The sequence below is a fragment of the Metabacillus endolithicus genome, from assembly GCF_023078335.1.
Taxonomy (GTDB): Bacteria; Bacillota; Bacilli; order Bacillales; family Bacillaceae; genus Metabacillus; species Metabacillus endolithicus.
Genome location: NZ_CP095550.1, coordinates 3,878,188 through 3,905,027 on the forward strand (window position 1 = coordinate 3,878,188; position 26,840 = coordinate 3,905,027).

Annotated in this window: 20 protein-coding genes and 3 pseudogenes; 18 read left to right on the top strand and 5 right to left on the bottom strand. The window is 36.9% G+C overall.

Going from position 1 to position 26,840, the window contains the following annotated elements; genetic code table 11:
- The first annotated feature begins 38 nt into the window (after positions 1–38).
- Both MVE64_RS19755 and rhaD read left to right on the top strand, forming a co-directional pair.
- Positions 39–2,948, top strand: a complete 2,910-nt coding sequence (locus MVE64_RS19755) for an alpha-L-rhamnosidase (RefSeq protein ID WP_247340538.1) — start codon at positions 39–41, stop codon at positions 2,946–2,948.
- A 236-nt stretch (positions 2,949–3,184) separates the two neighbouring features.
- Positions 3,185–4,030: a rhamnulose-1-phosphate aldolase gene (gene rhaD / locus MVE64_RS19760; RefSeq protein ID WP_247340540.1), complete on the top strand. Its 846-nt coding sequence runs from the start codon at positions 3,185–3,187 to the stop codon at positions 4,028–4,030.
- A gap of 39 nt (positions 4,031–4,069) precedes the next feature.
- Here rhaD and MVE64_RS19765 read toward each other — a convergent pair whose 3' ends face one another.
- On the bottom strand, positions 4,070–4,954 hold the full coding sequence (locus MVE64_RS19765) for a LysR family transcriptional regulator (protein WP_247340542.1): 885 nt from the start codon (positions 4,952–4,954) through the stop codon (positions 4,070–4,072).
- A 139-nt stretch (positions 4,955–5,093) separates the two neighbouring features.
- Here MVE64_RS19765 and MVE64_RS19770 point away from each other — a divergent pair, with 139 nt between their 5' ends.
- Genes MVE64_RS19770 through MVE64_RS19780 form a run of 3 tightly spaced genes read left to right on the top strand, consistent with a single transcriptional unit; the run spans position 5,094 to position 7,669 of the window.
- Positions 5,094–6,281 (top strand): acetyl-CoA C-acetyltransferase, encoded by a 1,188-nt coding sequence (locus MVE64_RS19770; protein WP_247340544.1) that lies wholly within the window; start codon positions 5,094–5,096, stop codon positions 6,279–6,281.
- A gap of 16 nt (positions 6,282–6,297) precedes the next feature.
- A complete protein-coding gene (locus MVE64_RS19775; protein WP_247340545.1) occupies positions 6,298–6,987 on the top strand; it encodes a CoA transferase subunit A in 690 nt (229 codons plus the stop codon).
- A 25-nt stretch (positions 6,988–7,012) separates the two neighbouring features.
- Positions 7,013–7,669 carry a CoA transferase subunit B gene (locus MVE64_RS19780; RefSeq protein ID WP_247340546.1) on the top strand — a complete coding sequence of 219 codons (657 nt, stop codon included), beginning with the start codon at positions 7,013–7,015 and terminating at the stop codon, positions 7,667–7,669.
- Positions 7,670–7,764: 95 nt separating this feature from the next.
- Here MVE64_RS19780 and aguA read toward each other — a convergent pair whose 3' ends face one another.
- Positions 7,765–8,862, bottom strand: a complete 1,098-nt coding sequence (gene aguA, locus MVE64_RS19785; protein ID WP_247340554.1) for an agmatine deiminase — start codon at positions 8,860–8,862, stop codon at positions 7,765–7,767.
- Between the two features lie 113 nt (positions 8,863–8,975).
- Positions 8,976–10,376, bottom strand: a complete 1,401-nt coding sequence (locus MVE64_RS19790) for a sigma-54 interaction domain-containing protein (protein ID WP_247340556.1) — start codon at positions 10,374–10,376, stop codon at positions 8,976–8,978.
- 185 nt (positions 10,377–10,561) lie between these two features.
- Between MVE64_RS19790 and MVE64_RS19795 the strand changes: the two genes are divergently transcribed.
- The 7 genes and pseudogenes from MVE64_RS19795 to rpoN all read left to right on the top strand — a co-directional run bounded on the left by MVE64_RS19795 (position 10,562) and on the right by rpoN (position 17,605).
- A complete protein-coding gene (locus MVE64_RS19795; protein ID WP_247340557.1) occupies positions 10,562–11,344 on the top strand; it encodes a Zn-dependent hydrolase in 783 nt (260 codons plus the stop codon).
- 17 nt (positions 11,345–11,361) lie between these two features.
- Positions 11,362–11,799, top strand: a complete 438-nt coding sequence (locus tag MVE64_RS19800; RefSeq protein ID WP_247340558.1) for a M20/M25/M40 family metallo-hydrolase — start codon at positions 11,362–11,364, stop codon at positions 11,797–11,799.
- Between the two features lie 20 nt (positions 11,800–11,819).
- Positions 11,820–13,208 carry an aminotransferase family protein gene (locus MVE64_RS19805; protein ID WP_247340560.1) on the top strand — a complete coding sequence of 463 codons (1,389 nt, stop codon included), beginning with the start codon at positions 11,820–11,822 and terminating at the stop codon, positions 13,206–13,208.
- Between the two features lie 20 nt (positions 13,209–13,228).
- The gene (locus MVE64_RS19810; protein WP_247340562.1) at positions 13,229–14,698 is read left to right on the top strand and encodes an aldehyde dehydrogenase family protein; all 1,470 of its coding nucleotides are present in this window, start codon (positions 13,229–13,231) and stop codon (positions 14,696–14,698) included.
- Positions 14,699–14,805: 107 nt separating this feature from the next.
- Positions 14,806–16,155 (top strand): annotated as a pseudogene (locus tag MVE64_RS19815) (APC family permease).
- Between the two features lie 104 nt (positions 16,156–16,259).
- Positions 16,260–16,814 carry an RNA polymerase factor sigma-54 gene (locus MVE64_RS27515; RefSeq protein ID WP_281730395.1) on the top strand — a complete coding sequence of 185 codons (555 nt, stop codon included), beginning with the start codon at positions 16,260–16,262 and terminating at the stop codon, positions 16,812–16,814.
- On the top strand, positions 16,760–17,605 hold the full coding sequence (gene rpoN / locus MVE64_RS19820) for an RNA polymerase factor sigma-54 (protein WP_281730396.1): 846 nt from the start codon (positions 16,760–16,762) through the stop codon (positions 17,603–17,605). The genes MVE64_RS27515 and rpoN overlap by 55 nt, the downstream gene beginning before the upstream one ends.
- A gap of 18 nt (positions 17,606–17,623) precedes the next feature.
- Here rpoN and MVE64_RS27860 read toward each other — a convergent pair whose 3' ends face one another.
- Positions 17,624–18,025 carry an AAA-type ATPase lid domain-containing protein gene (locus MVE64_RS27860; RefSeq protein WP_486640117.1) on the bottom strand — a complete coding sequence of 134 codons (402 nt, stop codon included), beginning with the start codon at positions 18,023–18,025 and terminating at the stop codon, positions 17,624–17,626.
- Positions 17,920–19,041 (bottom strand): sigma-54 interaction domain-containing protein, encoded by a 1,122-nt coding sequence (locus MVE64_RS19825; protein WP_345740660.1) that lies wholly within the window; start codon positions 19,039–19,041, stop codon positions 17,920–17,922. Before MVE64_RS19825 ends, MVE64_RS27860 begins: the two co-directional genes overlap by 106 nt.
- Positions 19,042–19,234: 193 nt before the next feature.
- Here MVE64_RS19825 and MVE64_RS19830 point away from each other — a divergent pair.
- From MVE64_RS19830 to MVE64_RS19855, 6 genes and pseudogenes are all read left to right on the top strand, one after another.
- Positions 19,235–20,574: pseudogene (locus MVE64_RS19830) on the top strand (aminotransferase family protein).
- An 11-nt stretch (positions 20,575–20,585) separates the two neighbouring features.
- Positions 20,586–22,007 carry an aldehyde dehydrogenase family protein gene (locus MVE64_RS19835; protein ID WP_247340564.1) on the top strand — a complete coding sequence of 474 codons (1,422 nt, stop codon included), beginning with the start codon at positions 20,586–20,588 and terminating at the stop codon, positions 22,005–22,007.
- 131 nt (positions 22,008–22,138) lie between these two features.
- Positions 22,139–23,531: pseudogene (locus MVE64_RS19840) on the top strand (APC family permease).
- A gap of 185 nt (positions 23,532–23,716) precedes the next feature.
- Positions 23,717–24,232, top strand: a complete 516-nt coding sequence (locus MVE64_RS19845) for a GNAT family N-acetyltransferase (RefSeq protein ID WP_247340566.1) — start codon at positions 23,717–23,719, stop codon at positions 24,230–24,232.
- A gap of 342 nt (positions 24,233–24,574) precedes the next feature.
- Positions 24,575–25,948, top strand: a complete 1,374-nt coding sequence (locus tag MVE64_RS19850) for a PepSY-associated TM helix domain-containing protein (RefSeq protein WP_247340568.1) — start codon at positions 24,575–24,577, stop codon at positions 25,946–25,948.
- Positions 25,941–26,450, top strand: coding sequence for a FixH family protein (locus tag MVE64_RS19855; RefSeq protein ID WP_247340569.1), 510 nt, complete (start codon positions 25,941–25,943; stop codon positions 26,448–26,450). The genes MVE64_RS19850 and MVE64_RS19855 overlap by 8 nt, the downstream gene beginning before the upstream one ends.
- The last annotated feature ends 390 nt before the right edge of the window (positions 26,451–26,840 follow it).

Below are 26,840 nucleotides of genomic sequence, written 5' to 3' on the forward strand. Positions count from 1 at the left end.
GCAGAAAGGAAATAACTAGTGAAGAAAGGGGAAAACAGATGTCAAAATTAATAATAGATTCATTAAAATGTGAGTATCGAGAAAAACCATTAGGCATTGACATAAAGAAGCCACGTATAAGCTGGAAAATTCAATCAGATATTCGTGGAACGATGCAAAAAGCTTACCAAATCCAAGTAGCCATGATGGATGACTTTTCTGAAATACTTTGGGATTCTCAAATAGTGGAATCTGAGGAGTCTATTCATGTTGAATATAGTGGGCCGGAGCTTGTTTCAAGGAAAAGATATTTCTATCGTGTGAGGGTTTGGGATAATTTTGAGAGGAAATCGTCTTGGAGTCCTTTTTCTTGGTGGGAAACAGCGTTGTTAGACTCTTCAGAGTGGAAAGCAAGCTGGATTATGCCCACACCTAAAGAACTTGATACGAACTCAGAGCCTGCATTTTTACTAAGAAAAGAATTTAATGTTAAGAAGGAGATAATAGCAGCCCGACTTTACGGAACTGGGGTTGGCTTATATGAATTATTTCTTAATGGTAAACGAGTTGGAGAAGATTTATTTTCTCCAGGGTGGACAAGTTATCATAAACGGTTGCAATATCAGACCTATGACATAACTCCTCAGCTTATTGAAGGAGAAAATGCTCTAGGAATTGTATTAGCAGATGGCTGGTACAAAGGAACACTTAGCTTTGAAAATAAAAGACATGTGTACGGTGATAAAAGAGCGGCATTATTCCAGTTATTTGTTGCATATAGTGACGGTACTGAGGAAGTGATTTTAACGGATTCTACTTGGAAAGCATCTACCGGCCCAATTTTATATTCTGAAATATATAATGGGGAGATCTATGACGCTAGACATGAAAAGGAAGGCTGGAGCAAGTCGAGGTTTGATGATACTAACTGGAATGAAACAGTAGTTTTGGATTTACCAATCTCTAACTTAGTTGCACAGGAAAACTGGCCGACACGAGTAACCGAAGTCATTAAGCCGATCGAGTCGTTTGTTACTCCTGCAGGTGACACAGTATTAGATATGGGGCAAAACATGGTAGGTAGAATGAAGTTCAAAGTAGAAGCTCCTGAGGGTACTCGCATAGTACTAAAACATGCAGAAGTTCTTGATATAGATGGAAATATCTATTTTGGTAACCTTGGGAAAGCTGAGCAACAGATCGAATATATTGCAAAAGGCACAGGGGTAGAAACATATACCCCACATTTTACTTACCAAGGCTTTCGATATGTAAGAGTAGAGGGATACCCTGGACAGGAGAAAGGATTACCACTCGAAAACTTTGAGGGAGAAGTTATTCATTCTGATATGGAGTCAACAGGAGAGTTCCAATGTTCAAATCCTCTTATTAACCAGCTTCAGCAAAATATTGTTTGGGGTCAACGAGGGAATTTTCTTGATTTACCGACAGATTGCCCACAACGTAATGAGAGATTAGGATGGACTGGTGATGCTCAGGTCTTTATTGATACCGCGTTATTTAATTTTCAAGGGGGACCATTTTTTACGAAGTGGCTGCGTGACTTAAAGGCTGATCAGCTTCCTGACGGAAATGTGCCAATAGTTATTCCAGCTGTAGTTGCTGGTGTAGGATCAGCTGCTTGGGGGGATGCCGCAACAATCATCCCGTGGACGATATATCAAAAATATGGAGACAAACGATTACTAGCTGAGCAATATGACAGTATGAAGGCTTGGGTCGAGTATATACGTAAACAAGGAAAAAATGAGTTTCTTTGGGATTCAGGCTTTCATTTTGGTGATTGGCTGGCACTTGACGCAAAAGAAAATAGCTTTGTAGGTGCGACGCCGAAGGATTTCATTGCGACTGTATTCTATGCGTATTCAACGAGAATTCTCCGTGATACAGCAGAAGTTCTTGGTAAAACGGAAGAAGTTCAAGAATATAGTGAGCTATTGGAAAGAATTGTTGAGCAGTTTAATTATGAATTTATTGCTCCATCCGGAAGATTAGTTTCTCCAACTCAAACAGCTCATGTTATTGTACTTATGTTTGATTTAGTTGAAGGGAAGGCAAAAGAGCGAACAGCATTCGAACTAAACGAATTAATTATACAAAACAATTATCATTTAACAACTGGATTTGTTGGAACACCTTATTTGTGTTTAGCCTTATCAAAAGGAGGCTACCATGAAACAGCGGTTAAGTTATTAATGCAAGAAAAGTTTCCATCATGGCTATATCCAGTAAAAAAAGGTGCTACAACCATCTGGGAGCACTGGGATAGTATAAAAGAAGATGGTTCGTTTTGGAGTGAACAAATGAATTCGTTTAACCATTATGCATATGGTTCAATTGGAAATTGGCTGTACACAGATGTGGCGGGTCTTAGCATGGATAACGCTACTCCTGCATTTAAACGGATTCGTATTCAACCAAAATTTGCAGGCACTGAGTTTACTCATGCTAAAGCGGTTTACGAATCAATGTATGGGAAAGTAGTATCATCATGGTCACTTACTCAAGATGATGTTGAAATCAATATAGAAATACCACCAAACACAACTGCGGAGATCTTACTTCCTTTTGCGTCAATATCTGATGTTCTTGAAAGTAATCTTCTATTGGCTGATTCTCAGAGCATTTATAATTACAAAGAAAATTTTGAAGGTGTTTGTGTTTCAGTTGGCTCTGGAAGATATCATTTTAAATACAAAAATATACGTGGATTAAAGCCAACATTTACTGAAGAAACAAGACTCATTGATCTTCTTGATAAAAAGAAGGCAGTGGAAGTATTAGAGGAAACTGCGCCTGGGATAACAAAGCCACCTGGTATTTTTGCAACTAAAACAAAAATGTTAAAAGATTTGGCTGAATACTCTGAAGCAAACCTAACAAGTAATAAAGTAACTGCACTTGTAGAGAAGTTAAATAAAATTGAATGGGATAAGGAAAATAGCTAAATCCTGTTTATGAAAAGACCTACTCCGTATATAGTAGGTCTTTTTTTATATCGACATCATTCTATAAACTTCAGGGAGTGACATGCACCCCTAAAATAAATGTGTCAACAAATCAACATAAACAAAAATAAATAAGGTATATTATTTTTGTTTATGTTGATTTGATTTTGTTTTATTATTAAAATATACATATACTAATTATAATCAAATTAGTTCCATATAAGGAGAGATGATTGATGAGTAAAATCATGAATAAAAAATTCATATATACAGCACCATTCATGGAGGAAATGATTGATACAGCCACTAATCTTTATCGCTTAGGTTGGGATGAGCGGAATGGCGGGAATATTAGTTACTTGTTACAAGAAGATGAAATCAAAGCGTATTTGGATATTACTAACATGAAACGAGTTGTGGAAGTTAACTTTGATGCTTCGGAACTGGCAGGACGCTATTTTATCGTAACAGGATCTGGTAAGTATTTTAAAAACATAAAGGAACATCCTGAAATAAATCTGGGAATTATTCGTATTACTGAAGAAGGAAATCAGTATGAGATTCTTTGGGGATTCGAAAATGGTGGAGTGGCAACTAGTGAATTGCCTACTCATTTGATGAATCATATTCAACGGTTAAAAGTAGATCAAAATCATCGTGTTATTATGCATTGCCATGCTACTAACTTAATTGCTATGACATTCACACATAGTCTAATAGAAGAAGATATGACCAAAACATTATGGGAAATGTGCACAGAATGTATTGTTGTTTTTCCAGAAGGAATTGGGGTAATTCCATGGATTGTTCCGGGAACAACTGAAATAGGTGAAGCAACAGCAGATAAAATGAAGGATGTTAGACTTGTATTATGGCCTCATCACGGTATTTTCGGAGCAGGGACAACAATGGATGAAACGTTTGGTTTAATCGAAACAGCTGAAAAGGCGGCACAAGTATATACAACTGTTTGTGCACAAGGCGGGAAAAAACAAACAATCACAGATCATCAGCTAATGGAGCTTGCAACGGCATTTCAAGTGGTACCGAGGGAAGGGGTATTATTTAGAAAAGGAAATTAACTTGTGAAGAGGGAGACCTAAAGGCCCCTCTTCTTATTATTAATCAATCAGTAAATCTTCTGTAATAAACTTCAAAAGCGCCCTCACCGCATACGACTGATACCGATCTTTTTTGGTAATAATCCCAAGCTCCCACATTGGAGGAGAGGCTAAGGGGATCATCTTAATAGTCTGCTGATCCATTTTTTCATAAATTGATTTTGGAAGAAGTGTTATTCCTAATTCAGCTCCAACGAGTTCAGTGATCAAATCCCATTGAGAGCTTTCATAAACAATATTTGGATGAAAACCAGCTTCCTTACAATGTTTAATGATGAGCTCATGTAAGGCAAACTCTCTATTAAATAGAATAAAGTTTTCTTCAGCTAATTGTTGAAGCTTGACTTCCTCTTCGTTTGCCAATGTGTGAGATTGGTTGGTATAAAGCATAAATTCTTCCTTAATAAACGGAGTGATATTGAACTTACTATCTTCTGTTGGTAGGACGATCATTCCCACATCAACTTGTCCTTCATCTACTAAGTGTTCAATTCTTTTTGCGCCAAGTTCAATTAATTCTAAAGATACCTCAGGATAAAGCTCTCTGAATTTCTTTGCAATACTAGGAAAGAAGAGGGTTCCGATTAATGGAGGAATTCCTATTTTTATTTGTCCAGTTGGCAGATTCATTAAATCATCTAATAATCTAGAAAGTTCGTCTGTGCTTCCTAAAATTTTAATAGCTTGTTTATAAACAATTTCTCCAGCATCAGTTAGCATCAGCTTACGAGTTGATCGTTCAAATAATTCTACCTTTAGTTCTGATTCCAGTTTTTTAATAGATTTACTCAAGGTAGGTTGTGAAATATAGGTGTTTATCGCTGCTTTTGTGAAGCTTCCGTAGTTTGCGACTTCTATAAAATAACGAAGATCTTTTAATTCCAAGCTCATCACCTTTTATTCTGATTTGTTATAAATTTTATAACTATTATTCATTTTACTCATAAGTGAGATTGCTGTAAATTAATAAGTAAATATAGAACAAAGCTTCAGAATAAACTCTTATTAAGGGAGGAACTTGAAGATGAGTCAGAATGAGGTTGTAATTGTAAGCGCTTTACGGACGCCGATAGGACAGTTTGGCGGTAGCTTAAAAAATATAAGTGCTGTTCAATTAGGTTCAATTGTTATTAAAGCGGTGATGGAAAGAACAGGAATTAAAGGAGATATGATAGATGAAGTAATCATGGGGAATGTGCTTCAAGCTGGACTTGGTCAAAATCCAGCTAGGCAAGCTGCGATAGGAGCAGGGTTGCCGCAACATGTTTCCAGTTTCACGATTAATAAAGTGTGTGGCTCAGGATTGAAGGCCGTTCACTTAGCCTCACAGGCAATTTTGACAGGAGACGCCGAAATCGTTATTGCTGGTGGAATGGAAAATATGAGCCAAGCGCCTTATATTACCATGGGAGCAAGAGAAGGGTATAAAATGGGCGATCAAAAGCTGATCGACAGCATGATTCATGACGGACTTTGGTGTGCGTTTAATGATTATCATATGGGAATCACAGCTGAAAATATATGTGATCATTATGAATTAACACGTCAGGAACAAGATGAATTTGCTGCATGGAGTCAAGAAAAAGCAGAAAAGGCTTTGAAAGAAGGAAGATTTAATGATGAAATCGTGCCGGTTACGATCCCGCAACGCAAAGGGGAACCGCTTCTATTTGATAAGGATGAATATGTTAAGCCTGGGACAACGGTTGAAAAGCTGGAGAAGTTAAGACCTGCATTTAAAAAGGATGGCAGAGTAACAGCTGGTAATGCTTCAGGGATTAATGATGGTGCTGCTGCAGTTCTAATGATGAGTGCGCGTAAGGCTGAAGAGCTTGGTATAAAGCCTTTAGCAGCGATTAAAGCAAATGCAAGTGCTGCAGTTGATCCAAGTATGATGGGAATTGGTCCAGTTCCGGCCACAAAGAAAGCATTGAAGAAAGCTAGATTACGTGTTGAAGATCTTGATCTTATTGAAGCGAATGAAGCTTTTGCTGCACAGTCATTAGCAGTAGGAAAAGATCTTCAATTTTCTAAAGAAAAATTAAATGTTAATGGAGGAGCCATTGCATTAGGACACCCAATCGGAGCGAGTGGAACAAGAGTATTAACAACACTTATTCACGAATTGAAGCGTCGCAATGGCAAGTATGGGTTGGCAACATTATGTATCGGTGGCGGTCAAGGAGTTTCAACGATTATTGAAGCATATTAAGAGAGGGGTATAGAAGATGAAGAAAATATTTACAAGCTTTGAAGAAGCAGTTGCAGAGATTAAGGATGCTATGACATTAATGGTCGGTGGTTTTGGATTAGTTGGAATTCCTGAAAATCTTATTAAAGCTCTTCGTGATAAAAATGTAAAAGATTTAACGGTTATTTCGAATAACTGTGGGGTAGATGATTGGGGACTAGGTTTACTACTAAATAATAAACAAATTAAAAAGATGGTATCTTCTTATGTTGGAGAAAATAAAGAGTTTGAAAGACAAGTATTAAGTGGAGAATTAGAAGTTCAACTTACCCCTCAAGGATCGTTAGCAGAAAAAATTCGTGCAGGTGGAGCAGGAATCCCGGCATTCTATACTCCAGCTGGTGTAGGTACACCAATTGCAGAGGGAAGAGAAACGAGAGAATATAATGGAAAAGAATATTTATTAGAAGAGGCTCTTACTGCGGACTTTAGTTTAATAAAAGCTTGGAAGGCTGATAAATTAGGAAATGTTATTTACCGAAAAACGGCCCAAAACTTTAACCCAATTATGGCTGCTGCAGGAAAAGTAACCATTGTAGAGGTCGAAGAAATTGTTGAAGTAGGTGAGCTTGATCCAGATGCTATCCATACGCCAAGTATTTATGTTCAAGGACTTATTGTTGGAAAACATGAAAAACGAATTGAGCGTTTAACTATTAAATCTTAATAGAATCATAGAGGAGGGGAAGAGTATGACAAATGTACGTGTGAAAATTGCGCAAAGAGCTGAAAAAGAAATTCAGGACGGTTTTTATGTGAATTTAGGAATTGGAATGCCAACAATGGTTGCGAACTATATTTCTGACAATAAAAATGTTGTTCTTCAATCTGAAAATGGTTTGTTAGGGATTGGGCCCTACCCTGCAGAAGAAGAGGTAGATCCGGATTTAATTAATGCGGGGAAAGAAACTGTTACAGCCATTAAAGGAGCCAGTTTCTTCAGTAATGCAGAGTCATTCGCGATGATTCGTGGTGGCCATATTGATGTTGCTATTTTAGGTGGAATGGAAGTATCTGAAAATGGTGATCTAGCAAACTGGATGATCCCAGGAAAAATGATTAAAGGCATGGGCGGTGCAATGGATTTAGTTCATGGTGCGAAAAAGATTATTGTTATTATGGAGCATGTGAACAAAGCTGGCCAACCTAAAATTTTAAAACAATGTACCTTGCCGTTAACAGGGCAAGGTGTTGTAGACCGAATTATCACAGACAGGGCTGTTATTGATGTAAAAGAGGATGGGTTGCATTTAGTTGAAGTGGCAAAAGGATATAGTGTTCAAGACATAATTGATTCGACTGAAGCGGAGTTGAAGATTTCTGAGAATGTTTTGTGCGATACTTTTTGATTTTTAATAGAAAGAAAAACCCGAGTAGAAGTTGTTGTTAAAGATTTCTATTCGGGTTTTTTATGTGGGTAACTATCTATAATGGCCCAAAGTAATTATGGTAATGGCTGTTGCTGAGTTATACAGTGAATATTGCCTCCAGCTACAGATATTTCTCTAGTGTTTACAGGAACGATTTCTCGATCAGGAAACATTTTTTTGAAAGTCTCGATGGCAACTGCATCTTGAGGATCATCAAATACAGGTAGAATCACACCACCATTGCATAAATAACAATTAATATAGGTGGAAATGAATGTTACATCAGTTGAGCGACGGAAGCTGTTATGAGCAAAGTCAATTTCTTCACTTTCAGATGGTGTTAACAGGATTTGGTCAGGAAGATGAATCTTATGGATTTTTAACTGTCTTCCCTTTGCATCTGTTGCAGCACTTAATATGTCATAGGCATCCTTTAAGATCTTATACTGTGAATGATTCGGGTCGTCAGTCCAACCAATTGCCACCTCACCAGGTCGGATAAAAAAGACAATTTCATCTACGTGTCCATCAGTTTCATCACCAACTAACCCATCTTTAAGCCAAATGACTTTTTCTATATTTAAATAATCATCTAGTTTCTTTTCAATTTCTTCCTTTGAAAGTGAGGGGTTACGGTTTGCATTTAATAAACATTGTTCTGTTGTAATTAATGTACCTTCACCGTCAACCGTAATGGCGCCACCTTCAAGGATTAGTTCGGAAGCGTCATATCTTTTTAGCTGTTCAATTTCAAGAACTTTCTTCTTAACATGTAAATCCAGATGCCATGGAAAATATAGTCCTTCTTCCAGACCACCCCAAGCATTGAATCCCCAATCAATCCCGCGGACTTCACCTTTATCATTTTTTACAAATGTAGGGCCCATGTCTCTCATCCAAGCATCATTAGAAGATAATTCTATGACTCTAATGTTTTCTGGTAGCTTGGCACGAGCGTTTTCAAATTGATCAGAGGATACGCACATTGTAACAGGTTCAAATGTTGAAATTGCTTTTGCTACTTCAACAAATACTCGTTGTGCTGGTTTTGCACCTGCTCTCCAAGTATCAGTTCGTGTAGGCCAGAGCATCCAAGTTCCTTTATGAGGCTCAAATTCTCCAGGCATTCTAAATCCATCTTTCTTGGGTGTGCTAGTAATCTGTACAACCATCTATGATCCTCCTAATCTTTAAATATATGGTAGGTGCATTTGGATGAATAAATTGTAGCTATTAATAAATTGAATTTATCATTATTTATGCAATAAGTGTGCCAATTCTTAAATCAGAAGTTATGTATATCATATTTTTTAATTCTCCGGGTGATGGATGATTGTGTAATCCCTAGTGCAGTAGCAGCTTTTCTTGCAGTACCGTGCTCAATTAATGCATGTTGAATCATTTCTTTTTCAATGTTTTCTATATACTCTGTTAGGCTTTGGTGATTTAACTGTAATGTTGTGATTTTATTAGAGGTAGTTGCGCTGGTCGTTATGGATTTATTGTGAATATTTTCTGGTAAATCTTCTAATGAAATAAGGTTGTTATATGCTGTGATGACTAATCTTTCTACTGTATTTTCTAGTTCTCTAATATTTCCAGGCCATTCATAATGCTGTAACTGTTCTAATGTTTCTTTGTTAAAAGCGACATTTCGGTTATATTTGTGGTTGAATTTTTCTAGGTAGTGGTAAAGAAGTGGAAGAATGTCGTCTTGTCGGTCTTTAATAGAAGGTATTTCAATTGTGATAACATTTAGGCGGTAAAACAAATCCTCTCTAAATTTCTTTTGTTTCACCATTACTTGTAGATTTTGATTTGTTGCTGCTATGATTCTGATATCTGCCTTTTTTTCTTCCGTACTTCCAATCGGAATGTATGTTTTATTTTGTAGTAATTGCAATAATTTCGGTTGAAGATGAAGAGGTAACTCCCCAATTTCATCTAAAAACAGTGTACCTCCGTTAGCTTTTTCAACTAATCCTTGTTTTCCTTTGGAGTTAGCTCCTGTAAAAGCTCCTTTCGTATAGCCAAATAATTCTGATTCAACTAATGTTTCTGGTATTGCACTACAATTTATTTTTACAAATGGTTTATCAGATCTTTGACTTTTTAAGTGAAGCTCCTCTGCTGAAAAGCTTTTTCCAACACCAGACTCTCCAGTTAATAAAACGGTTGCATCGAAGCTTGCCACTCTGTTAATTAACTCAATCATTTCAACATGTTTTTTACTTTTACCTATGATCTTTTTGTTGTTTGTTTCTTTGTTTTGAGATAATTTCATTTCTTGGATTTGCTCCCAGTACTGCTTTACTAATGCTTCCGTTTTTTCCAGTTTAAGTGAAGCTTTTACGGTTTCTGTCACATCTTTAACATGAACAACCACATGTTCTGTTCCTTCTATTTTAATTAAATAGCCTGTTGCGAGATATTGTCTTCCTTTTGAGGTTTGTACCTTTGTTGTTGTTTCTCTTGTCTTTAAAACTATTTTTGTAACAGATGGTGTAAAAACCCCCATTGTTTCTAATTCCTCAACAGTTTTTCCGATTATGTTTTCTCGACTTAATCCGAGCTGTTTTGTACTTGTATTATTAAGCCATTTTGCAATCCCATTATGATCAGCTATAAAAATCCCATCATTAAGATGATTAAGAACAGCTGTGAAAAATTCACTATGTAAGCTCATACGTCAGCTCCTTTTGAGTCGATATCGAATCAGTTAATCGAAATCGATTCATTTTTGATGCGAAATCGATTCATCTGCGTGTCAATAGTATCATTATTCAGAAAATTTGTCTATTTAAGCTCTATTTCAACTCTAATTTTCATTTGGCATAGAACTTGCACTTAGAAAAATGAGGAGGGGAAGAAGTGGAAATAACTAAACTAAGTATTAATAGAACTAGACTTCTAGAAACAATTAATATTAGTTCAAAAATTGGGGCGATAGATAATGGAGGACTGAATCGACTAGCTCTTACACATGAAGATAAATTGATGAGGAATCAATTTTGCGAGTGGCTGAAGGCAGAAAATCTTGAGGTAAGAGTGGATGATTTCGGAAACATATATGGACGAAGAAACGGTAGAAAAAACAATGGGCCTGCAATAGCCATAGGGTCACATCTTGATACACAACCTTGTGGTGGCCGTTATGATGGGATACTCGGTGTTTTAACTTCATTAGAAGTGATTCGTGTGCTAAATGAGCATGGAATTGAAACCGATTATCCAATTGAGATTATTAATTTTACAAATGAAGAAGGTGCAAGATTTTCACCACCAATGCTAGGATCTGGTGGGGTTGCCGGTGTATTTACAAAGGATTTTATTTATAACTTAAAAGATACAAATGGAAAAACATTCGAAGAAGCTCTAAAGGAAATTGGATATATGGGTGATGAGGAAAATCGGATTAAATTAGTGAGGAATTTCATTGAGCTTCATATTGAACAAGGACCTATTTTAGAAAGAGAGAATAAAACGATCGGAATTGTTGAGGGAATTCAAGGGATGAGTTGGTTAACGGTTAAAGTGATTGGAGAAAGCAATCATGCAGGACCAACTCCAATGGAAAATCGGAAGGATCCTTTAGTGATTTCATCTAAAATGATTACACGTATTAATGAACTTACTCGTGAGATTGAGGCTTAAAAACAACGGTAGGAAAGTTGAATGTTAGTCCCAATGTTGCGAATGTTATTCCTGGTGAAGTTGAATTTACGGTTGACATCAGACACCAAGATGATGAGACGAGAAATGACGCAATGGAAAGATTAAAAGAACAATTAAGTACTTTAGCTTTTTTACATCAAGTGGAGTTAACGATTCAAACACCTTGGGATTCAAATGCTGTTACGTTTTCACCGCTTATAACAGATGTTATTTCAGAAACTGCTGAAAAGTTGAATTTCTCATTTAAAAGATTGTACAGCGGTCCAGGACATGATGCTAAATACATGAGTTATTTAGGTGATACAGGGATGATCTTTTTACCGAGTATTAATGGAATTAGTCATAATGTGTTAGAGAAAACATTGGACGATGATATTGAAAAGGGAGCTACTCTTCTTTTATCAGTTATTCTGAGTCTATCAACTGAAAATTAATAGGTTGGGAGCGAATGAACATGACATTTAAACAAGAGGAATTACTAACTAAAACAAATTTTGATGAGCTAAGTAATTTAGATAAAAAACATATTATCCACCCTGTGGCTGTGCCAAAGGTTCATGCGTCAGTAGGACCAAAGATTATTTTTTCTGAAGGAAAAGGTGTTTATGTAAAAGACGTTCATAATCGTTCCTATATTGATGGAGTTTCAATGTTATGGAATGTCAATGTAGGTCATGGCAGAAAAGAATTAGCTGATGTAGCACATGAGCAAATGATGAAAATGGCGTATAGCTCAACTTTCTATGGATATGGAAATGAGCCGGCTATCCGTTTAGCAGAGAAAATAGCCTCCATCACTCCTGGTGATTTAAATACGATTTTTTATACGTCCGGAGGATCTGAATCAAACGATACAGCTTTTAAACTATCACGATTTTATTGGGAACAAAAAGGTTTTAAGAATAAAAGGAAAATTATTTCATTAAGACGAGGATATCACGGTGTTACAGTTTCAGCACAGAGGGCAACTGGTATTGATGCGTTTAGAAATTTTTCTGGCTCTTCAGATCCTGATATTTTAAATGCAAAAGCTCATTTAACAGAATGTGAACTTGGAGACAAATCTCACCCTGAGTTTTCAGGATGTATCAGAAGCATTATTGAGAGTGAGGGTGCAGAGCATGTGGCTGCAGTAATTCTTGAGCCAATTCAGGGAGCTGGTGGCGTTCATCTACCTCCAGAAGGATATTTGAAAGCCGTTAGGAAGCTTTGTGATGAGTTTAATATTTTACTAATAGCTGATGAAGTTATTTGTGGGTTTGGTAGAACAGGAGAGTTATTCGGAGTAAATAATTGGGAAGTTGTTCCTGATTTAATGAGTATTGCGAAAGGAATTACAAGCGGTTATTCACACCTTGGTGGTGTTGTGATGAATAATCGAGTTGCCGATGTGATTAAAGAGTATGATGATGTTCTTCCACATGGGTTTACGTATAGTGGCCACCCAACCGCTTGTGCTGTAGGACTTAAGAATATCGAAATTATTGAGAATGAAAGACTGGTTGAGAATGCTCATCAAATGGGTGCTGAACTAGAAAAAGGTTTTAACTATTTAAATGAAAAACATGAGATTTTCACAAATCAAAGAAATGTTGGACTACTAGCTGGTTTTGATTTAATGAAAGATCCAGATCACAATATCCCTTTTGAGCAGTCCAAACAAGCAGCTGTTTCAGTTGTTGATGAGTGTTATAAACGAGGACTATTGATAAGATGCTTTGATTTTGAGCCAGGGATGAATATTATCGCAGTTGCGCCTCCATTAACAATTACGAAACAAGAGATTGAAAAGACCATTTCTATTTTGGATGATGCTCTAGCATCTTTTTCACAAAAATTATGATCTAACTAGGAGGTTTTGAAGTGATTCAACTTCATCCAGATGTTATTACCTTTTTATTACAAGGACCTAAACAATTATTTATAAATGGAGAATGGAAAGATTCAGTAGAAGGAAGGACCTTTGAGACAATCAATCCTGCTACCGAAGAAATTCTTACTGAAGTGTATGAAGCGGGATTAAAAGATGTTGATTTGGCTGTTGAAGCCGCAGCTGAAGCATTTGAAAATGAATGGTCTCAGATTAGTTCTTATGAGCGTTCAAAGTTAATGAATAGGTTAGCGGATCTTATGGAACGTGATATAGAAATATTAGCTCAATTAGATACGCTAGATAATGGTAAGTCAATCAATGAAATGTTATCAGCTGATTTACCAAATGCAATCGAAAATTTAAGATACTTTGCTGGTTGGACAAATAAAAACTACGGTGAAACGATTCCTGTCTCTGGAGAATTTTTAAACTATACTAGACATGAAGCAGTTGGAGTTGTAGGGCAAATTATTCCTTGGAATTTTCCGATCATGATGGCACTATGGAAGATAGCTCCAGCTCTTGCAACTGGTTGTACAATTGTTCTTAAACCAGCTGAGCAAACCCCGCTTTCGGCTATTTATCTTGGGAAGCTAATAGAGGAGGCTGGTTTTCCAAAAGGTGTTATTAATATTATTAATGGCTTCGGGAAAATTGCTGGTGAGGCGTTAGTTCGTCATCCAAAAGTGAATAAAATTGCGTTCACAGGCTCAACACCTGTTGGTCAAAGAATCATGAAGATAGCCGCAGACACGTTAAAGCGTGTAACGTTAGAACTTGGTGGGAAATCTCCAAACATCATCTTACCTGATGCTGATTTAGACAAAGCAATTCCAGGAGTGTTTTCAGGTATTATGGTCAATCAAGGACAGGTTTGTTGTGCCGGATCAAGAGTTTTCATCCCAAGGCATATGTACAAAGAAGTAACTGATCAATTAGTAGATTATGCAAACAGGGTTACATTAGGAAATGGGTTAGATGAATCAACAACAATGGGACCGTTAGTTTCTAAAAGACAGCAAGAGATCGTCACTTCTTATATTCAAAAGGGAATTGAAGAAGGAGCTCATTTATTAGTTGGAGGGAAAACAATAGAATCTGGTTATTATGTTACTCCTACCGTGTTTACTGAGGTTGAGGATCATATGACAATCGCACAAGAGGAGATTTTTGGACCAGTTGTTGTTGCGATGCCTTATGATGATCTCGAAGAAGTAATTGAAAGAGCAAATGCTTCTTCATATGGATTAGCAGCTGGAGTTTGGACTGAAAATGTAAAACATGCTCATAAAGTAGCAAATCTATTAAAAGCAGGTACTGTATGGGTGAATTGTTATAATATTACGAACGCGGCAGTTCCGTTCGGCGGCTATAAGGAATCTGGATTTGGTAGAGAAATGGGTTCATATGCTCTTTCTAATTATACAGAGGTTAAGAGTGTTTGGATTAATCTTGAATAAATTAAAATTTTTCCCGTCGCTTAGGCGGGAAACTATTAACCAAGTACTTTTAACATAGAGAGTCGTTAACTTGCTAGATAAAACATTGTAGGAAGGGTGTTTTTAAATTGGATGTAAAAGAAAATAGTGGTCAACTTCGAAGGCAATTGAAATTAATACATGTGATCGCAATCGGGATTGCCTATATGTCTCCATTTGCTGTTTTTGATACATTTGGAATTGCTTCGGATGCATCCGGAGGGTATGTCCCGGCTTCATATTTAGTTGTTTTTACTGCCATTCTATTTACGGCTCTAAGTTATGGTAAATTAGTAAAAATGTTCCCAATATCAGGTTCTGTTTATACTTATACCAGGAAAATCATGAACCCATACATTGGAGTCCTTGTGGGCTTGGGTGACATTTATCGCCTACCTTGCATTGCCGATGATTAATGCATTGTTAGCAAATATTTATTTGTCATCTGGATTTCCAAATATTCCTGAAGCGGTTTGGGTGATCGGTTTAATTGCTGTTATTACGATTTTTAATATTTTTGGAGTGAAAATTACAGCATCTATTAATATATTGCTTGTTATTTTCCAATTCTTAGTTGGGACCATTTTTATTTATTTAAATATTAGAACAATTAATAGTGATGGAGCTCATCAATTTATTACACTACAATCTCTATTTCCTGCAAACATGGAAATGTCACCATTACTTGCTGTACTGCTTTACTAGCGCTATCTTTTATCGGATTTGATGCTATCACAACTCTCTCAGAAGAAACAATTAATCCAAGAAAAAATATTCCGAAAGCGATTTTAATCGTTGCTACTATAGGCGGGGTGTTTTTCTTTACAGTAACTTACTTTATGCAATCACTTTTTCCTGATGTTTCGGTATTTCAAGATATTGAAGGTGCTTCACCTGAAATCGCCTATATAATAGGAGGGAATTTCTTTTTATCACTTTTCATTAGTGGGGCATTAGTTTCGGTATTTGCATCAGGATTAGCGGCTCAATTAAGTGCATCACGTTTATTATTTGCTATGGGAAGAGACAAGGTGATTCCTAAGTCTTTCTTTGGATATGTTTCTCCAAAACAAAACACACCTATATTAAACATTATTCTAGTAGGTATTCTAGCGTTGTCTGCTTTATTTTTAGATTTAGAAACAGCAACCTCTTTAATTAACTTCGGAGCTTTTACCGCTTTTTCGTTTGTTAATTTATGTGTCATTATCTCGTTTTTAAAAACAAAACAGCCACGTACTGCTGTTAACATAATAAGTAATATCATTGCACCTTGTTTAGGTTTAATTTTTATCATTTATCTTTGGATCAATTTAGATCTTTTCTCCATCATCATAGGATTAATATGGACAGGACTTGGCATCATTTATTTAGCCTTTACAACAAATTTATTTAAAAGTCCGCCACCTGAAATTAAGTTTGAAGAACTTGATATGTAATAAGGTATTATAAAAAACATCGTTAGATCTTCTAACAACATCCCTGTTTTTTCATGTGAGGATCGTTACAATGAACTCATCTTAAAGTAAAACAGGTGAGTATCATGCAAATGAGTGCAGGACTTTTTCAACAGCAAGTAACAAGTTTAACGATGACTCAAGGGCTGGCACAAGCAATTTCATTGCTGCAATTCTCGACCGCGGAGCTAACAGATTTTATTCAAGAAAAGTCATTGGAGAATCCCTTACTTGAAATGGAAGATCATGACCCGAAGGATATTATTGTGGATCGCGATTTTAAAAGAAATACAACGATTCGTTATGAAGAGCAAGATAAACAAATATCTCCCCTTGATTTTCTAACTGGAAAAGGAGAGAGCCTTCGAGAACATCTCATTAGTCAATTGAGGCTTCTGAATCTAAGTGAGCATATAAAGAAGCAGGTACAATATTTTATTTATCATGTAAATGAAAATGGTTATTTAACGGAAGATGTGGAGGAGCTTTGTTTAGACTTAAAGATAACGTCAACAGAAGGGAGAGAAATATTATCTCTGCTTCAAAGCTTAGAGCCTGTTGGTGTGGGAGCACGTAATCTTCAGGAATGTTTATTGTTGCAACTGAAAAAAGTCCAGAAAAAAATGAACTTGCTGAAATGATTGTTGCCGAATACATGGAGGCTTTTGCTAATAAAAGATGGAAGATCATCTCAAACAAACTATCAATCTCTTTGGAAGAGATCCAAAAAGTTCATGACGTTATCCAACAGTTAGAGCCAAGACCAGGAAGCTCTTTTAGCCATGATGTTCCAGAGTATATTGCTGCTGATGTTTCGGTGATTGAGGTTGATGGAGAATTGGTGGTTTCAGTAAATGATGACCTGATTCCAAAGATACAATTTCAAGCACAATATAAATCTTTGTTAAAAGATAAAGAAATAAATTCATATATAAAAGAAAAATATCATGAGCTGCAATGGCTAATTAAAAGTGTTAATCACAGACAGTTAACACTGTACCGTGTTGCTAAAGCAATTGTAAAAAAACAAAGAGACTTTTTTTATAAAGGCTCAGAAGCCCTAAAGCCTCTAAGCTTAAAAGATATTGCAGAGGAATTGGAAGTGCACGAGTCCACGGTAAGCCGAATTACGTCCAATAAATATATGGAAACACCTCAAGGAATTTTTGAATTAAAGCATTTCTTTACTCATTCACTCTATACTAGTAGTTCTACTGCTGGTAGTACAACTGCATCACATATTAAAAATGTGATGAAACAAGTGATTGATCAAGAAAATAAGTTAAAGCCATTATCAGATCAAAAGATTGTACACATCCTTGCAGAAGAGCATTCGATTGAGCTTTCAAGAAGAGTGATTGCGAAATATCGAGATGAACTAAATATTCCTTCCTCGTCTAAACGAAAGAGATTTGCTGAAGGAGTTGGATAATTAAGAAGAACGAAGGAATTATTTCTTTCGTTCTTCTTTCATATTTATAGAGTATTGTTTTAATTTCCGTACAATGGAAGGCTGACTGATTCCAAGATATTTAGCCATTTCGTAAGTTGTTTTACAGCGTTCCATTGCTTTATATAGCAATCTTTTTTCTACTTGTTCAACAGCCTTTTTTAAGTTGTGCTCTTCATCGATATGGTGATCAATAAAGGGTAGTGTTGTAGTTTCGGATAGATGTTCTTTTTTAATAGTAGCTGGTAAATGTTCAGGGTAAATGATTTCCTCATCAGTTGTGAGCATAACCCGTTCTAATATATTTTCCAACTCACGAACATTTCCCGGCCATTCATATTGTGTAAATAAGTCGTACGTTGTTGTATGTAGTTTCTTTGATAATTGGTATTTTTCATTAATACTTTTAACATAATGTTGAAGTAAAATCGGTATATCTTCTTTTCTCTCACGTAAGGGGGGATATGAAGCGGAATAATATTAACTCGATAAAATAAGTCTAAACGGAATTCTCCTTTTTCAACCATAGACTCAATATCTTGGTTTGTCGCAGCAATTAAGCGGAAATTGATGTGTCTCTCCTCTTTTCCTCCAACTCTCATCACTTTTTTCTCCTGCAGAACACGTAGTAGCTTTGCTTGGACACTTAAAGGCAATTCTCCAATTTCATCTAAGAAAAGTGTGCCATCTTTTGCTTGCTCAATTAGCCCTTGTTTTCCTTGTTTATTTGCACCTGTAAAAGAGCCAGCCTCATAGCCGAACATTTCTGATTCGAACAATGTTTCAGGAATTGTACTGCAGTTTACTTCTATAAATGGTTCATTTTTTCTAGCACTGTTAGCATGCAGCATCCTGGCAAACGTACTCTTTCCTACACCTGATGGCCCTAACAGAAGAACAGTTGCATCTGTTTTTGATACACGATAAATGGTTTTAACAATTTGCTCAATGGATTGACTGCGAAACAAAATGCCATATTGCTCAGCATCTTTTTCGCGTAGCTCCTCGACCTCGGTTTGATAGCTAACTAGCTTCCTTTGTAATCTCTCATATTCTTCTTGTAGATTCAAAATTTCGGTTTGATCTTGGCTATAGCTAATGACGCACACGATGTTACCTTTTTCGTCGAAAATAGGAAAACCTGTAGCCATAACTACTTTGCCCGTTTTGGTGTGCTGTAAAATTTGACAAGTTTTCTTATTTTCTAAAACCATCGCATGAATTGAAGGAGATAAAATGCCTTCTTTTTGAAGCTGATAAACAGATTTTCCAAGGTATTGATCAGCTTTTATTCCATAGATTGACCAATGATTTGGATTAGAACGAAGTATCACTCCCTGATGATCTGTAATCGTAATATTGTTGTTGGAAGTTTCGATAATTTTATCTAACACCATATTGAGTATGTGCTTTTCCATACATCCTCCAAGATATTGATTCATTTATGAATTAAAATGTTTAGTTGATTTGAATGTAAATCAATTTTAGCATATTTGATTTAAAAGTGAATCAAAATGATTGGAACTATCTTATTAAATCAAGGGAACAAGTTGGCACGGAACTTGCAATATAGTAAAGAAATAATAGATTTTATTAGAGGAGTTGTTAGTCGTGATTGATACAAACAAAATTGAAGAATTAACGGAATTAGATAAGAAACATTTTTTACATCCAACTTCACCGATCGGACAGCAGCAAAAAGAAGGTCCATCGTTTATTTTTACAGAAGGTAACGGAGTTTTTCTAACAGATATGAAGGGAAACAAGCTAATAGATGGAATGTCTTCTTTATGGAATGTTAATATCGGCCACGGCCGTGAGGAAATCAGTGAAGTTGCGAAGGAGCAAATGAAAAAATTAGCTTTTAGCTCTTGTTTTGCAACATTCAGTAATGAGCCGGCAATTCGTCTAGCAGCAAAACTGGCTGAGATTGCACCAGGAGACTTATCAACAACATTCTTCACATCAGGTGGATCGGAATCAAATGATACGGCTTATAAGCTTGCTCGTCATTATTGGGTTTTAAAAGGAAAGCCGAATAAACAAAAAATAATTTCTCGTACAAAGTCATACCATGGAGTTTCAATGGGGGCATTTTTTACAAGTGCGACAGGACTAAAACCGTTTCGGGATTTCACTACATCAATAGCTCCCGATTTTCATTATGTTGATCATTTTTCAACAAAATCACTGCGAAGCTTAATTGAACAAGAAGGACCTGAAACCGTTGCAGCATTTATTGCTGAGCCAGTTCAGGGAGCTGGTGGAGTTCACATTGCTTCAGATGGATACTTCCAAGAAGTTCGTGAAATTTGTGATGAATACGATATTCTCTTTATAACAGATGAAGTTATTACAGGATTTGGCCGTACAGGAACATATTTTGGGATCGATCATTATGGTGTAACACCTGATATGATGTGTTTTGCAAAAGGTGTAACTAGCGGATATGCTCAATTAGGTGGGGTTATGATTTCCGAGACATTACACAAGGAATTTAAAGAACTATCGACTGGAACGTTGCTTCATGGCTATACGTACAGCGGTCACGCAATGGCATGTGCTGTTGCACTTAAAAATATCGAGATTATTGAGCGAGAAAATTTGGTTGAAAATGCGGCAGTAATGGGGCAAGAGATGCTACAAGGCTTTCAATCATTACAGGAGAAACATAGCATGATTGGTGAAGTTCGAGCGCTAGGCTTAATGGGAAATTTGTTGAAATTGTAAAAGATAAGCAAACAAACGAACGTTTTGAGTCACCATTAGCACCTCAAGTTGTTAATGAAGCAGCGAAAAGAGGACTCATACTTCGATCTGTTGTGTTTGATGGTCAAGATACACTTGTTTTTGCCCCACCGCTAATCATGACAAAAGAGGATATTACATCCCTCATTTCCATCCTAGACGAAACGTTTACGTCAGTAACAAAGGATGCTGTAAAACGATAAGGAGGATATAAATGAAAAAACAATTATTTATTAATGGAGAATGGGTTGAAACAGAGTCTTATAAAGATTTACTTTCTCCTTACAGTAATGAAAAAATGGCAGAAATTGCTTCCGCAACAGAAGAAGATGTAGATAAAGCAATTGCTGCAGCTTATCAAACAAACGAAACCATGGCAGAAATGCCTGCACATAAGCGAGCTTCCATTTTAGAAAAGGTGGCAAATCTCATTGAAGCACGTGCAGAAGAAGCGGCCAAAATCATTTCTGCAGAAGCCGCAAAACCATATAAAACAGCTCTTGGTGAAGTGAATCGTACTGTTGCAACCTATAAATTTTCAGCAGAAGAAGCAAAACGCATTCATGGAGAAACAATACCACTTGACGCTGCAGTTGGTGGAGAAAACAGGATTGCTTATACAGTTCGTGAGCCGATCGGTGTGATTGGTGCAATTACACCATTTAATTTCCCAATGAATTTAGTTGCACATAAAGTCGGTCCAGCTATTGCATCAGGAAACACAGTGGTGTTAAAACCAGCTGAACAAACACCGCTATCTTCTTTATTTTTAGCAGATATTTTTAAAGAAGCTGGTTTACCTGATGGTGCTTTAAATATTGTCACTGGTAAGGGTTCTGTTGTTGGAGAAAAAATCGTAAAAGACGATCGGGTGAAAAAAATATCGTTCACTGGAAGTCCAGCAGTAGGAATTGGTATCCGTAATAAAGCAGGCTTAAAACGAGTGACATTGGAACTTGGTTCAAATGCAGCGGTTATTATTGATCAAGGTGTTGATCTAGATAAAATCATCGATCGTTGTGTAATGGGGGCTTTTTCCTTCCAAGGTCAAGTTTGTATTTCATTGCAGCGTGTTTATATTCATGAATCATTGTATGAGCAATTTGTAGAGAAAATGGTGGCTGCAACAAAGCAACTCAAAATAGGAGATCCACTTGATCCTAACACAGATGTTTCAGCATTAATCAGTCCTAGTGATGTTGACCGTGCTCTAGCTTGGATTGAAGAAGCGAAGCAAGGGGGAGCAAAAATCGTAACTGGTGGAGATGCTGAGGGAAATGTATTGCAGCCAACCATTTTAACAGATGTTGATGCTAAGCTTAAAGTCTCTTGTCAAGAGGTATTTGCACCAATTGTCCTTATTAACAAGGTAAGCTCTGTTAAGGAGGCCATCAACTATGTGAACGATTCACGATACGGGTTACAGGCAGGAATTTATACAGACAATATCCATACAGCTCTCATGGCAACGAAAAAGCTACATGTTGGGGGAGTTATGGTCAATGATATCCCGACTTTCCGTGTTGATCATATGCCATATGGTGGTGTAAAAGAAAGCGGAGTGGGACGCGAAGGGGTAAAATATGCGATTGAAGAAATGACTGAGCAGAAATTAGTTGTGTTTAATCAAGCATAAAAATAATGACTATGCTTAATGCCCGCTGGAATTCGGGCATTAAGCCATACATAAAAGAAACCAGATTATGAAATAAGGCTAAATACCACTTTTATATTCAGCAAACTACATAGAACGAGAGGATGAAGGAGATGAAACAAGAAAAAGAGCTGAAAAAGGTTTTAACAAAGGTTGATGTGTTATTTTTAGCCATTGGTGCAATGCTCGGATGGGGATGGGTTGTACTTTCTGGGAATTGGATCGTATCTGCAGGTTCCGCTGGAGCAATCATAGCATTTATTATAGGGGGATTACTCGTAACCTTTGTCGGGATTGACCTATGCCGAACTCGCATCTGCAATGCCTGCAGTAGGAGGAGAGCATCATTATGTTGAGCGGGCAATGGGAAGCAAAGCCGCGTTTATTGCCTCTTGGGCGATCACATTAGGATATGTATCAGTCGTAACGTTTGAAGCTGTTGCCCTTCCAACAGTTATAGATTATTTACTTCCTAGCTATCAGGTTGGTTACTTATGGACAATAGGTGGATGGGATGTTTATCTGACCTGGGTATTAATTGGCTCTGTTGGGGCGATATTGCTTACGGCACTTAATTATTTTGGATTAAAGCCAGCAGCGTTTATGCAGGTTGTTTTAACTGTTTTTATCGTTGGAATTGGGATATTGCTTATATTTGGCGCAGGGACAAATGGAAATCCACAAAATCTTCAGCCGCTTTTCACTGGTGGAGTTGGCGGGATCATGACTGTGCTCATCATGGTACCATTTCTTTTTGTTGGATTTGATGTTATCCCACAAGTTGCTGAAGAAGCAAATATTCCGGCAAAAGATATTGGGAAGATTCTTATTTTTTCTGTAGGCTGTGCGGTTGTTTTCTACTTGGCTATTGCTTTTGGCGTGTCTATGGCACTTGATCAAGAGGCATTAAGTATGACACAATTAGCAACTGCTGACGCAATGGCAGCTGTATTTGGGTCAAGAATTTTCGCAAATATCTTAATATTCGGAGGAATCTGCGGAATTGTTACCAGCTGGAATGCATTTATTATCGGAGGTAGCCGTATTATTTATGCCATGGCAAACTCGGGAATGCTGCCTGCATGGTTCGGATATTTGCATCCGAAATATAAAACACCTTCTAATGCAGTCATCTTTCTGGGGGCTTTAGCAACATTAGCACCATTATTAGGAAGACCAGCACTCGTATGGATTGTTGATGCTGGGGGACTTGGTATCGTTGTTGCCTACTTTTTAGTCGCTTTATCCTTTATTATTTTGCGTAAAAAAGAACCAAACATGGACCGTCCGTTTAAGGCTGGAAAGCAAAATGCAGTGGGTTGGATTGCTCTCTTTTTAAGCTTAGGATTTATTTTATTATACATGCCGGGAATGCCTGCTGCACTAGTTTGGCCATATGAATGGGTAATGGTAGCTGGTTGGATTTTAATAGGAGCGTATTTCTATTATCATATGAATAAGGGGAAATATGAGGTTGTTGAAAATAAGAAAACGAAAAATATATGAAATAATTGATTTCTACAATTAAGTTTAAGTCTCTGAAACCTTCACCTGCCAAATAGCGGATTGTTGGTTTTAGAGACTTTTTTATTTAAAGAAAGATGTTATGTGAAAAATGAGTTGTTGTTTAAAAAGCTATTTGTTTATAATATTTAACATATTAAAAGTCTCTAAAAAGGGGAAATAGTGAAATGAATAAAAATCCTATCTATAAAATTAATAAACTTCAAGAAGGAGATTATTCCCTTGTAATAGACTTTGTTATGAAAATGCGGAAAGAACTTTTTCCTATGTTAGATCATGAAAAGCTTCCTCAAGATCTTCTCCATTTTGAAAACTATTATATTCAGCCTAATCATGCTGCATTTTTTACAGTTGTTGCTGAGGATGGGAATATCATAGGATCCATTGGAGTAATCCCCTACGATGGTCGTTTTCATCAATTAAATGAAACTTGTCCTCTTGTGAAAACAGCTGAAGTTGTAAAATGCTATATTGATCCAAATTATCGAAGGTTTGGTATTGGAACAGAATTATCTAAAATAGCAACTAGTTTCAGTTGTGATGCAGGATATCATTCATTGTATCTACATACACACCCGTTTCTCCCTGGTGCAATTCCTTTTTGGAAATCTCAAGGTTACAAAGAGATATTAGCCGAAGATGATCCTGTATGGCAGACACTTCATATGGTAAAAACATTATAGATTTTTGAGAAATACTTTACTAATACTATCACCCAATGAAAAAGGAGTTGTTGTAGCAACTCCTTTGAGTATGCAGTCAAAATATGTCTCGATAGTGACAGAATCGGGACAGAAAAAGGAGCGAGCCGTGGAAGAGTGTCTCGATAGTGTCAGAATCGGGACAGAAAAAAGGGTGAACAGCCAAAGAGTGTCTTGATATTGAAAGGAGTTGTTGTAGCAACTCCTTTTTCATTGGGGAAAAATAGATCAAAAAAGATAAAAACTTCATTCTTTCCACACAATTTGCCGTTATTCTTTCTTTAGATTAATGAATCATTCAAGGAAAAGAAGGAGTTTGTTTAAATGGAAACAGTCCCAATTAAAACAAAGAAGCAAACGATAAAGAAGACAAATCCATCCCTTTACAAGACTGTTTGGCGATGGCATTTTTATGCGGGGATTATTTTTGCCCCTTTTCTAATGATATTAGCAATTACAGGAGCCGTTTATTTATTTAAACCTCAGATTGAGCAAATGCTTTATCAGGAATATTACGAGGTAAATCCACAAGGCGAGAAAATATCAGTAACACAGCAAATTGAGACAGTGAAAAATGAGTATCCTGATGCTGTTGTGAGTAAATATCGTCCAGGTGAAAGTGATTTAAGATCAAGTGAAGTAACGATTTCATCTAATAATGAAACTTTGACAGTGTTTGTTAATCCGTACACTGCAGAGGTGATCGGAGAGTTAAATAGTGAAGACAGGATTATGAATAAAATTGAAGAAATTCATGGTGAGTTAATGGCGGGAACAATAGGCGACCGCATAGTCGAGCTAGCCGCGTGTTGGGCAATTGTTCTTATTGTAACTGGACTTTATTTATGGTTTCCGAAAAAGAAACAAGATTTAGCTGGTGTGTTATTACCTAGGCTAAACAAGGGTAAAAAGATATTCCAAAGAGACTTACATGTTGTTCCAGCTTTTTGGATAACAGCAGGTATGCTATTTTTAATTTTAACTGGCTTACCATGGTCAGGATTCTGGGGAACTAACTTCCAAACCATTGCAACAAATGCTGGGACGGGTTATCCACCTTCTGTTTGGGTTGGGAGTGCTCCAACATCAATCGTTCAAACAAAGGATGTAGCAGATGTACCGTGGGCAGCTGAAACCTTGGATGTACCAAAATCTGATCTGCAAGGCTTACTTCCACTTTCGATCGACGATGTTGTGGACATTGCAAATCGAGAAGGAATGCATCCAACTTATACAATTAACATCCCAAGTGATAAAGAAGGAGTATATACGTTGTCCGCCTATCCTCCGAAAGCACAGGATGAAGCAACGATTCATATTGATCAATACTCAGGAGCAGTTCTAGCAGATTATCGCTATGATCACTATGGTTTTGTCGGCAAGATGGTTGCACTGGGAATTACCTTGCATAAAGGAACTCAATTTGGGTTTCTGAACCAACTTTTAAGTCTTTTCATTTGTTTAGGTATTATTCTCGTCGTGGCTAGCGGGTTTTACTTATGGCTGAAGAGAAAGCCTAGAAAGGAAATGGGTGCACCAAAGTCACCAAGAATGTTCAAGATGGGGCCATTTTTTGTGTTAATCATTGGATTAAGTATGTTGTTCCCACTTGTTGGTTTGTCCATAATCGTTGTATGGATCATTGACCTGCTAATCATTCAGAGAATACCTGTTGTGAAGAGGGTTTTAAATGCATAATTTGACAAGTAAGGGTGTTGTGACCGTGAAGAAATTAAAAGCTATACTTTTGCTTTCTTTTATGATGTTGATACTTAGTGCCTGTTCACTGGAGCTTAAACAAGATGTTGCGAAGCAGTATAAAAAAGAAGAGCCTTTGATGGCCGATATTATCATACCAGATTCTCTTTCAACAAATCGTGATACACCATTTCAGGTTGTCCTTACTCAAGGTGAAGAAAAAGTAGATTCAGCAGACTATGTTCACTTTGAAATATGGAAGCAAGATGGATCTGTTAAATTTGAAATGGAGCAAGCAGATGAAGTAGGAAATGGCATGTATCAGTTAAATAAGAAACTAGAGAGTGAAGGGTTGTATTTTATTAAGGTGCATGCGAGTAGTGGTGATTCAATTATTATGCCTCAAAAACAGTTTATTGTTGGGGAACTTTCGGATAGTGAGTTGGAGTTTCTACAGGAAGGTGCTGTAGTAGAGGATGGTGGTGGGGAGCATCATCATTAGGTAGTCGGTTAGAAGAGCTTTAATTCCTGGATAGGGGAGTTAAAGCTTTTTTGTTTGTTGTTTTTATTTGTATGAAGACCATTGTGGAGTGGGTTTGGGTGAGAGATGTTCTTCATAGAGTGAATGAAGACCGTTGCGTGGTTGATATGTCATGGAGATGGTCTTCATAGAGTGAATGAAGACCGTTGCGTGGTTGATATGTTATGGAGATGTTCTTCATAGAGTGGATGAAGACCGTTGCGTGGTTGATATGTCATGGAGATGGTCTTCATAGAGTGGATGAAGACCGTTGCGTGGTTGATTTGCCATGGACATGTTCTTCATAGAGTGGATGAAGACCGTTGCGTGGTTGATTTGCCATGTAGATGGTCTTCATAGAGTGAATGAAGA

Excerpts from the sequence above, each read along its gene's own strand:
- MVE64_RS19825 (WP_345740660.1), bottom strand. The coding sequence starts at position 19,041 with ATGGAAAAGCACATACTCAATATGGTGTTAGATAAAATTATCGAAACT.
- rpoN (WP_281730396.1), top strand. The coding sequence starts at position 16,760 with ATGTTTATTGTTGCAACTGAAAAAAGTCCAGAAAAAAATGAACTTGCT.
- MVE64_RS19775 (WP_247340545.1), top strand. The coding sequence starts at position 6,298 with ATGAAGAAAATATTTACAAGCTTTGAAGAAGCAGTTGCAGAGATTAAG.
- MVE64_RS19755 (WP_247340538.1), top strand. The coding sequence starts at position 39 with ATGTCAAAATTAATAATAGATTCATTAAAATGTGAGTATCGAGAAAAA.
- MVE64_RS19805 (WP_247340560.1), top strand. The coding sequence starts at position 11,820 with ATGACATTTAAACAAGAGGAATTACTAACTAAAACAAATTTTGATGAG.
- rhaD (WP_247340540.1), top strand. The coding sequence starts at position 3,185 with ATGAGTAAAATCATGAATAAAAAATTCATATATACAGCACCATTCATG.
- MVE64_RS19770 (WP_247340544.1), top strand. The coding sequence starts at position 5,094 with ATGAGTCAGAATGAGGTTGTAATTGTAAGCGCTTTACGGACGCCGATA.
- MVE64_RS19845 (WP_247340566.1), top strand. The coding sequence starts at position 23,717 with ATGAATAAAAATCCTATCTATAAAATTAATAAACTTCAAGAAGGAGAT.
- aguA (WP_247340554.1), bottom strand. The coding sequence starts at position 8,862 with ATGGTTGTACAGATTACTAGCACACCCAAGAAAGATGGATTTAGAATG.
- MVE64_RS19780 (WP_247340546.1), top strand. The coding sequence starts at position 7,013 with ATGACAAATGTACGTGTGAAAATTGCGCAAAGAGCTGAAAAAGAAATT.
- MVE64_RS27515 (WP_281730395.1), top strand. The coding sequence starts at position 16,260 with ATGCAAATGAGTGCAGGACTTTTTCAACAGCAAGTAACAAGTTTAACG.
- MVE64_RS19835 (WP_247340564.1), top strand. The coding sequence starts at position 20,586 with ATGAAAAAACAATTATTTATTAATGGAGAATGGGTTGAAACAGAGTCT.
- MVE64_RS19790 (WP_247340556.1), bottom strand. The coding sequence starts at position 10,376 with ATGAGCTTACATAGTGAATTTTTCACAGCTGTTCTTAATCATCTTAAT.
- MVE64_RS19855 (WP_247340569.1), top strand. The coding sequence starts at position 25,941 with ATGCATAATTTGACAAGTAAGGGTGTTGTGACCGTGAAGAAATTAAAA.
- MVE64_RS19850 (WP_247340568.1), top strand. The coding sequence starts at position 24,575 with ATGGAAACAGTCCCAATTAAAACAAAGAAGCAAACGATAAAGAAGACA.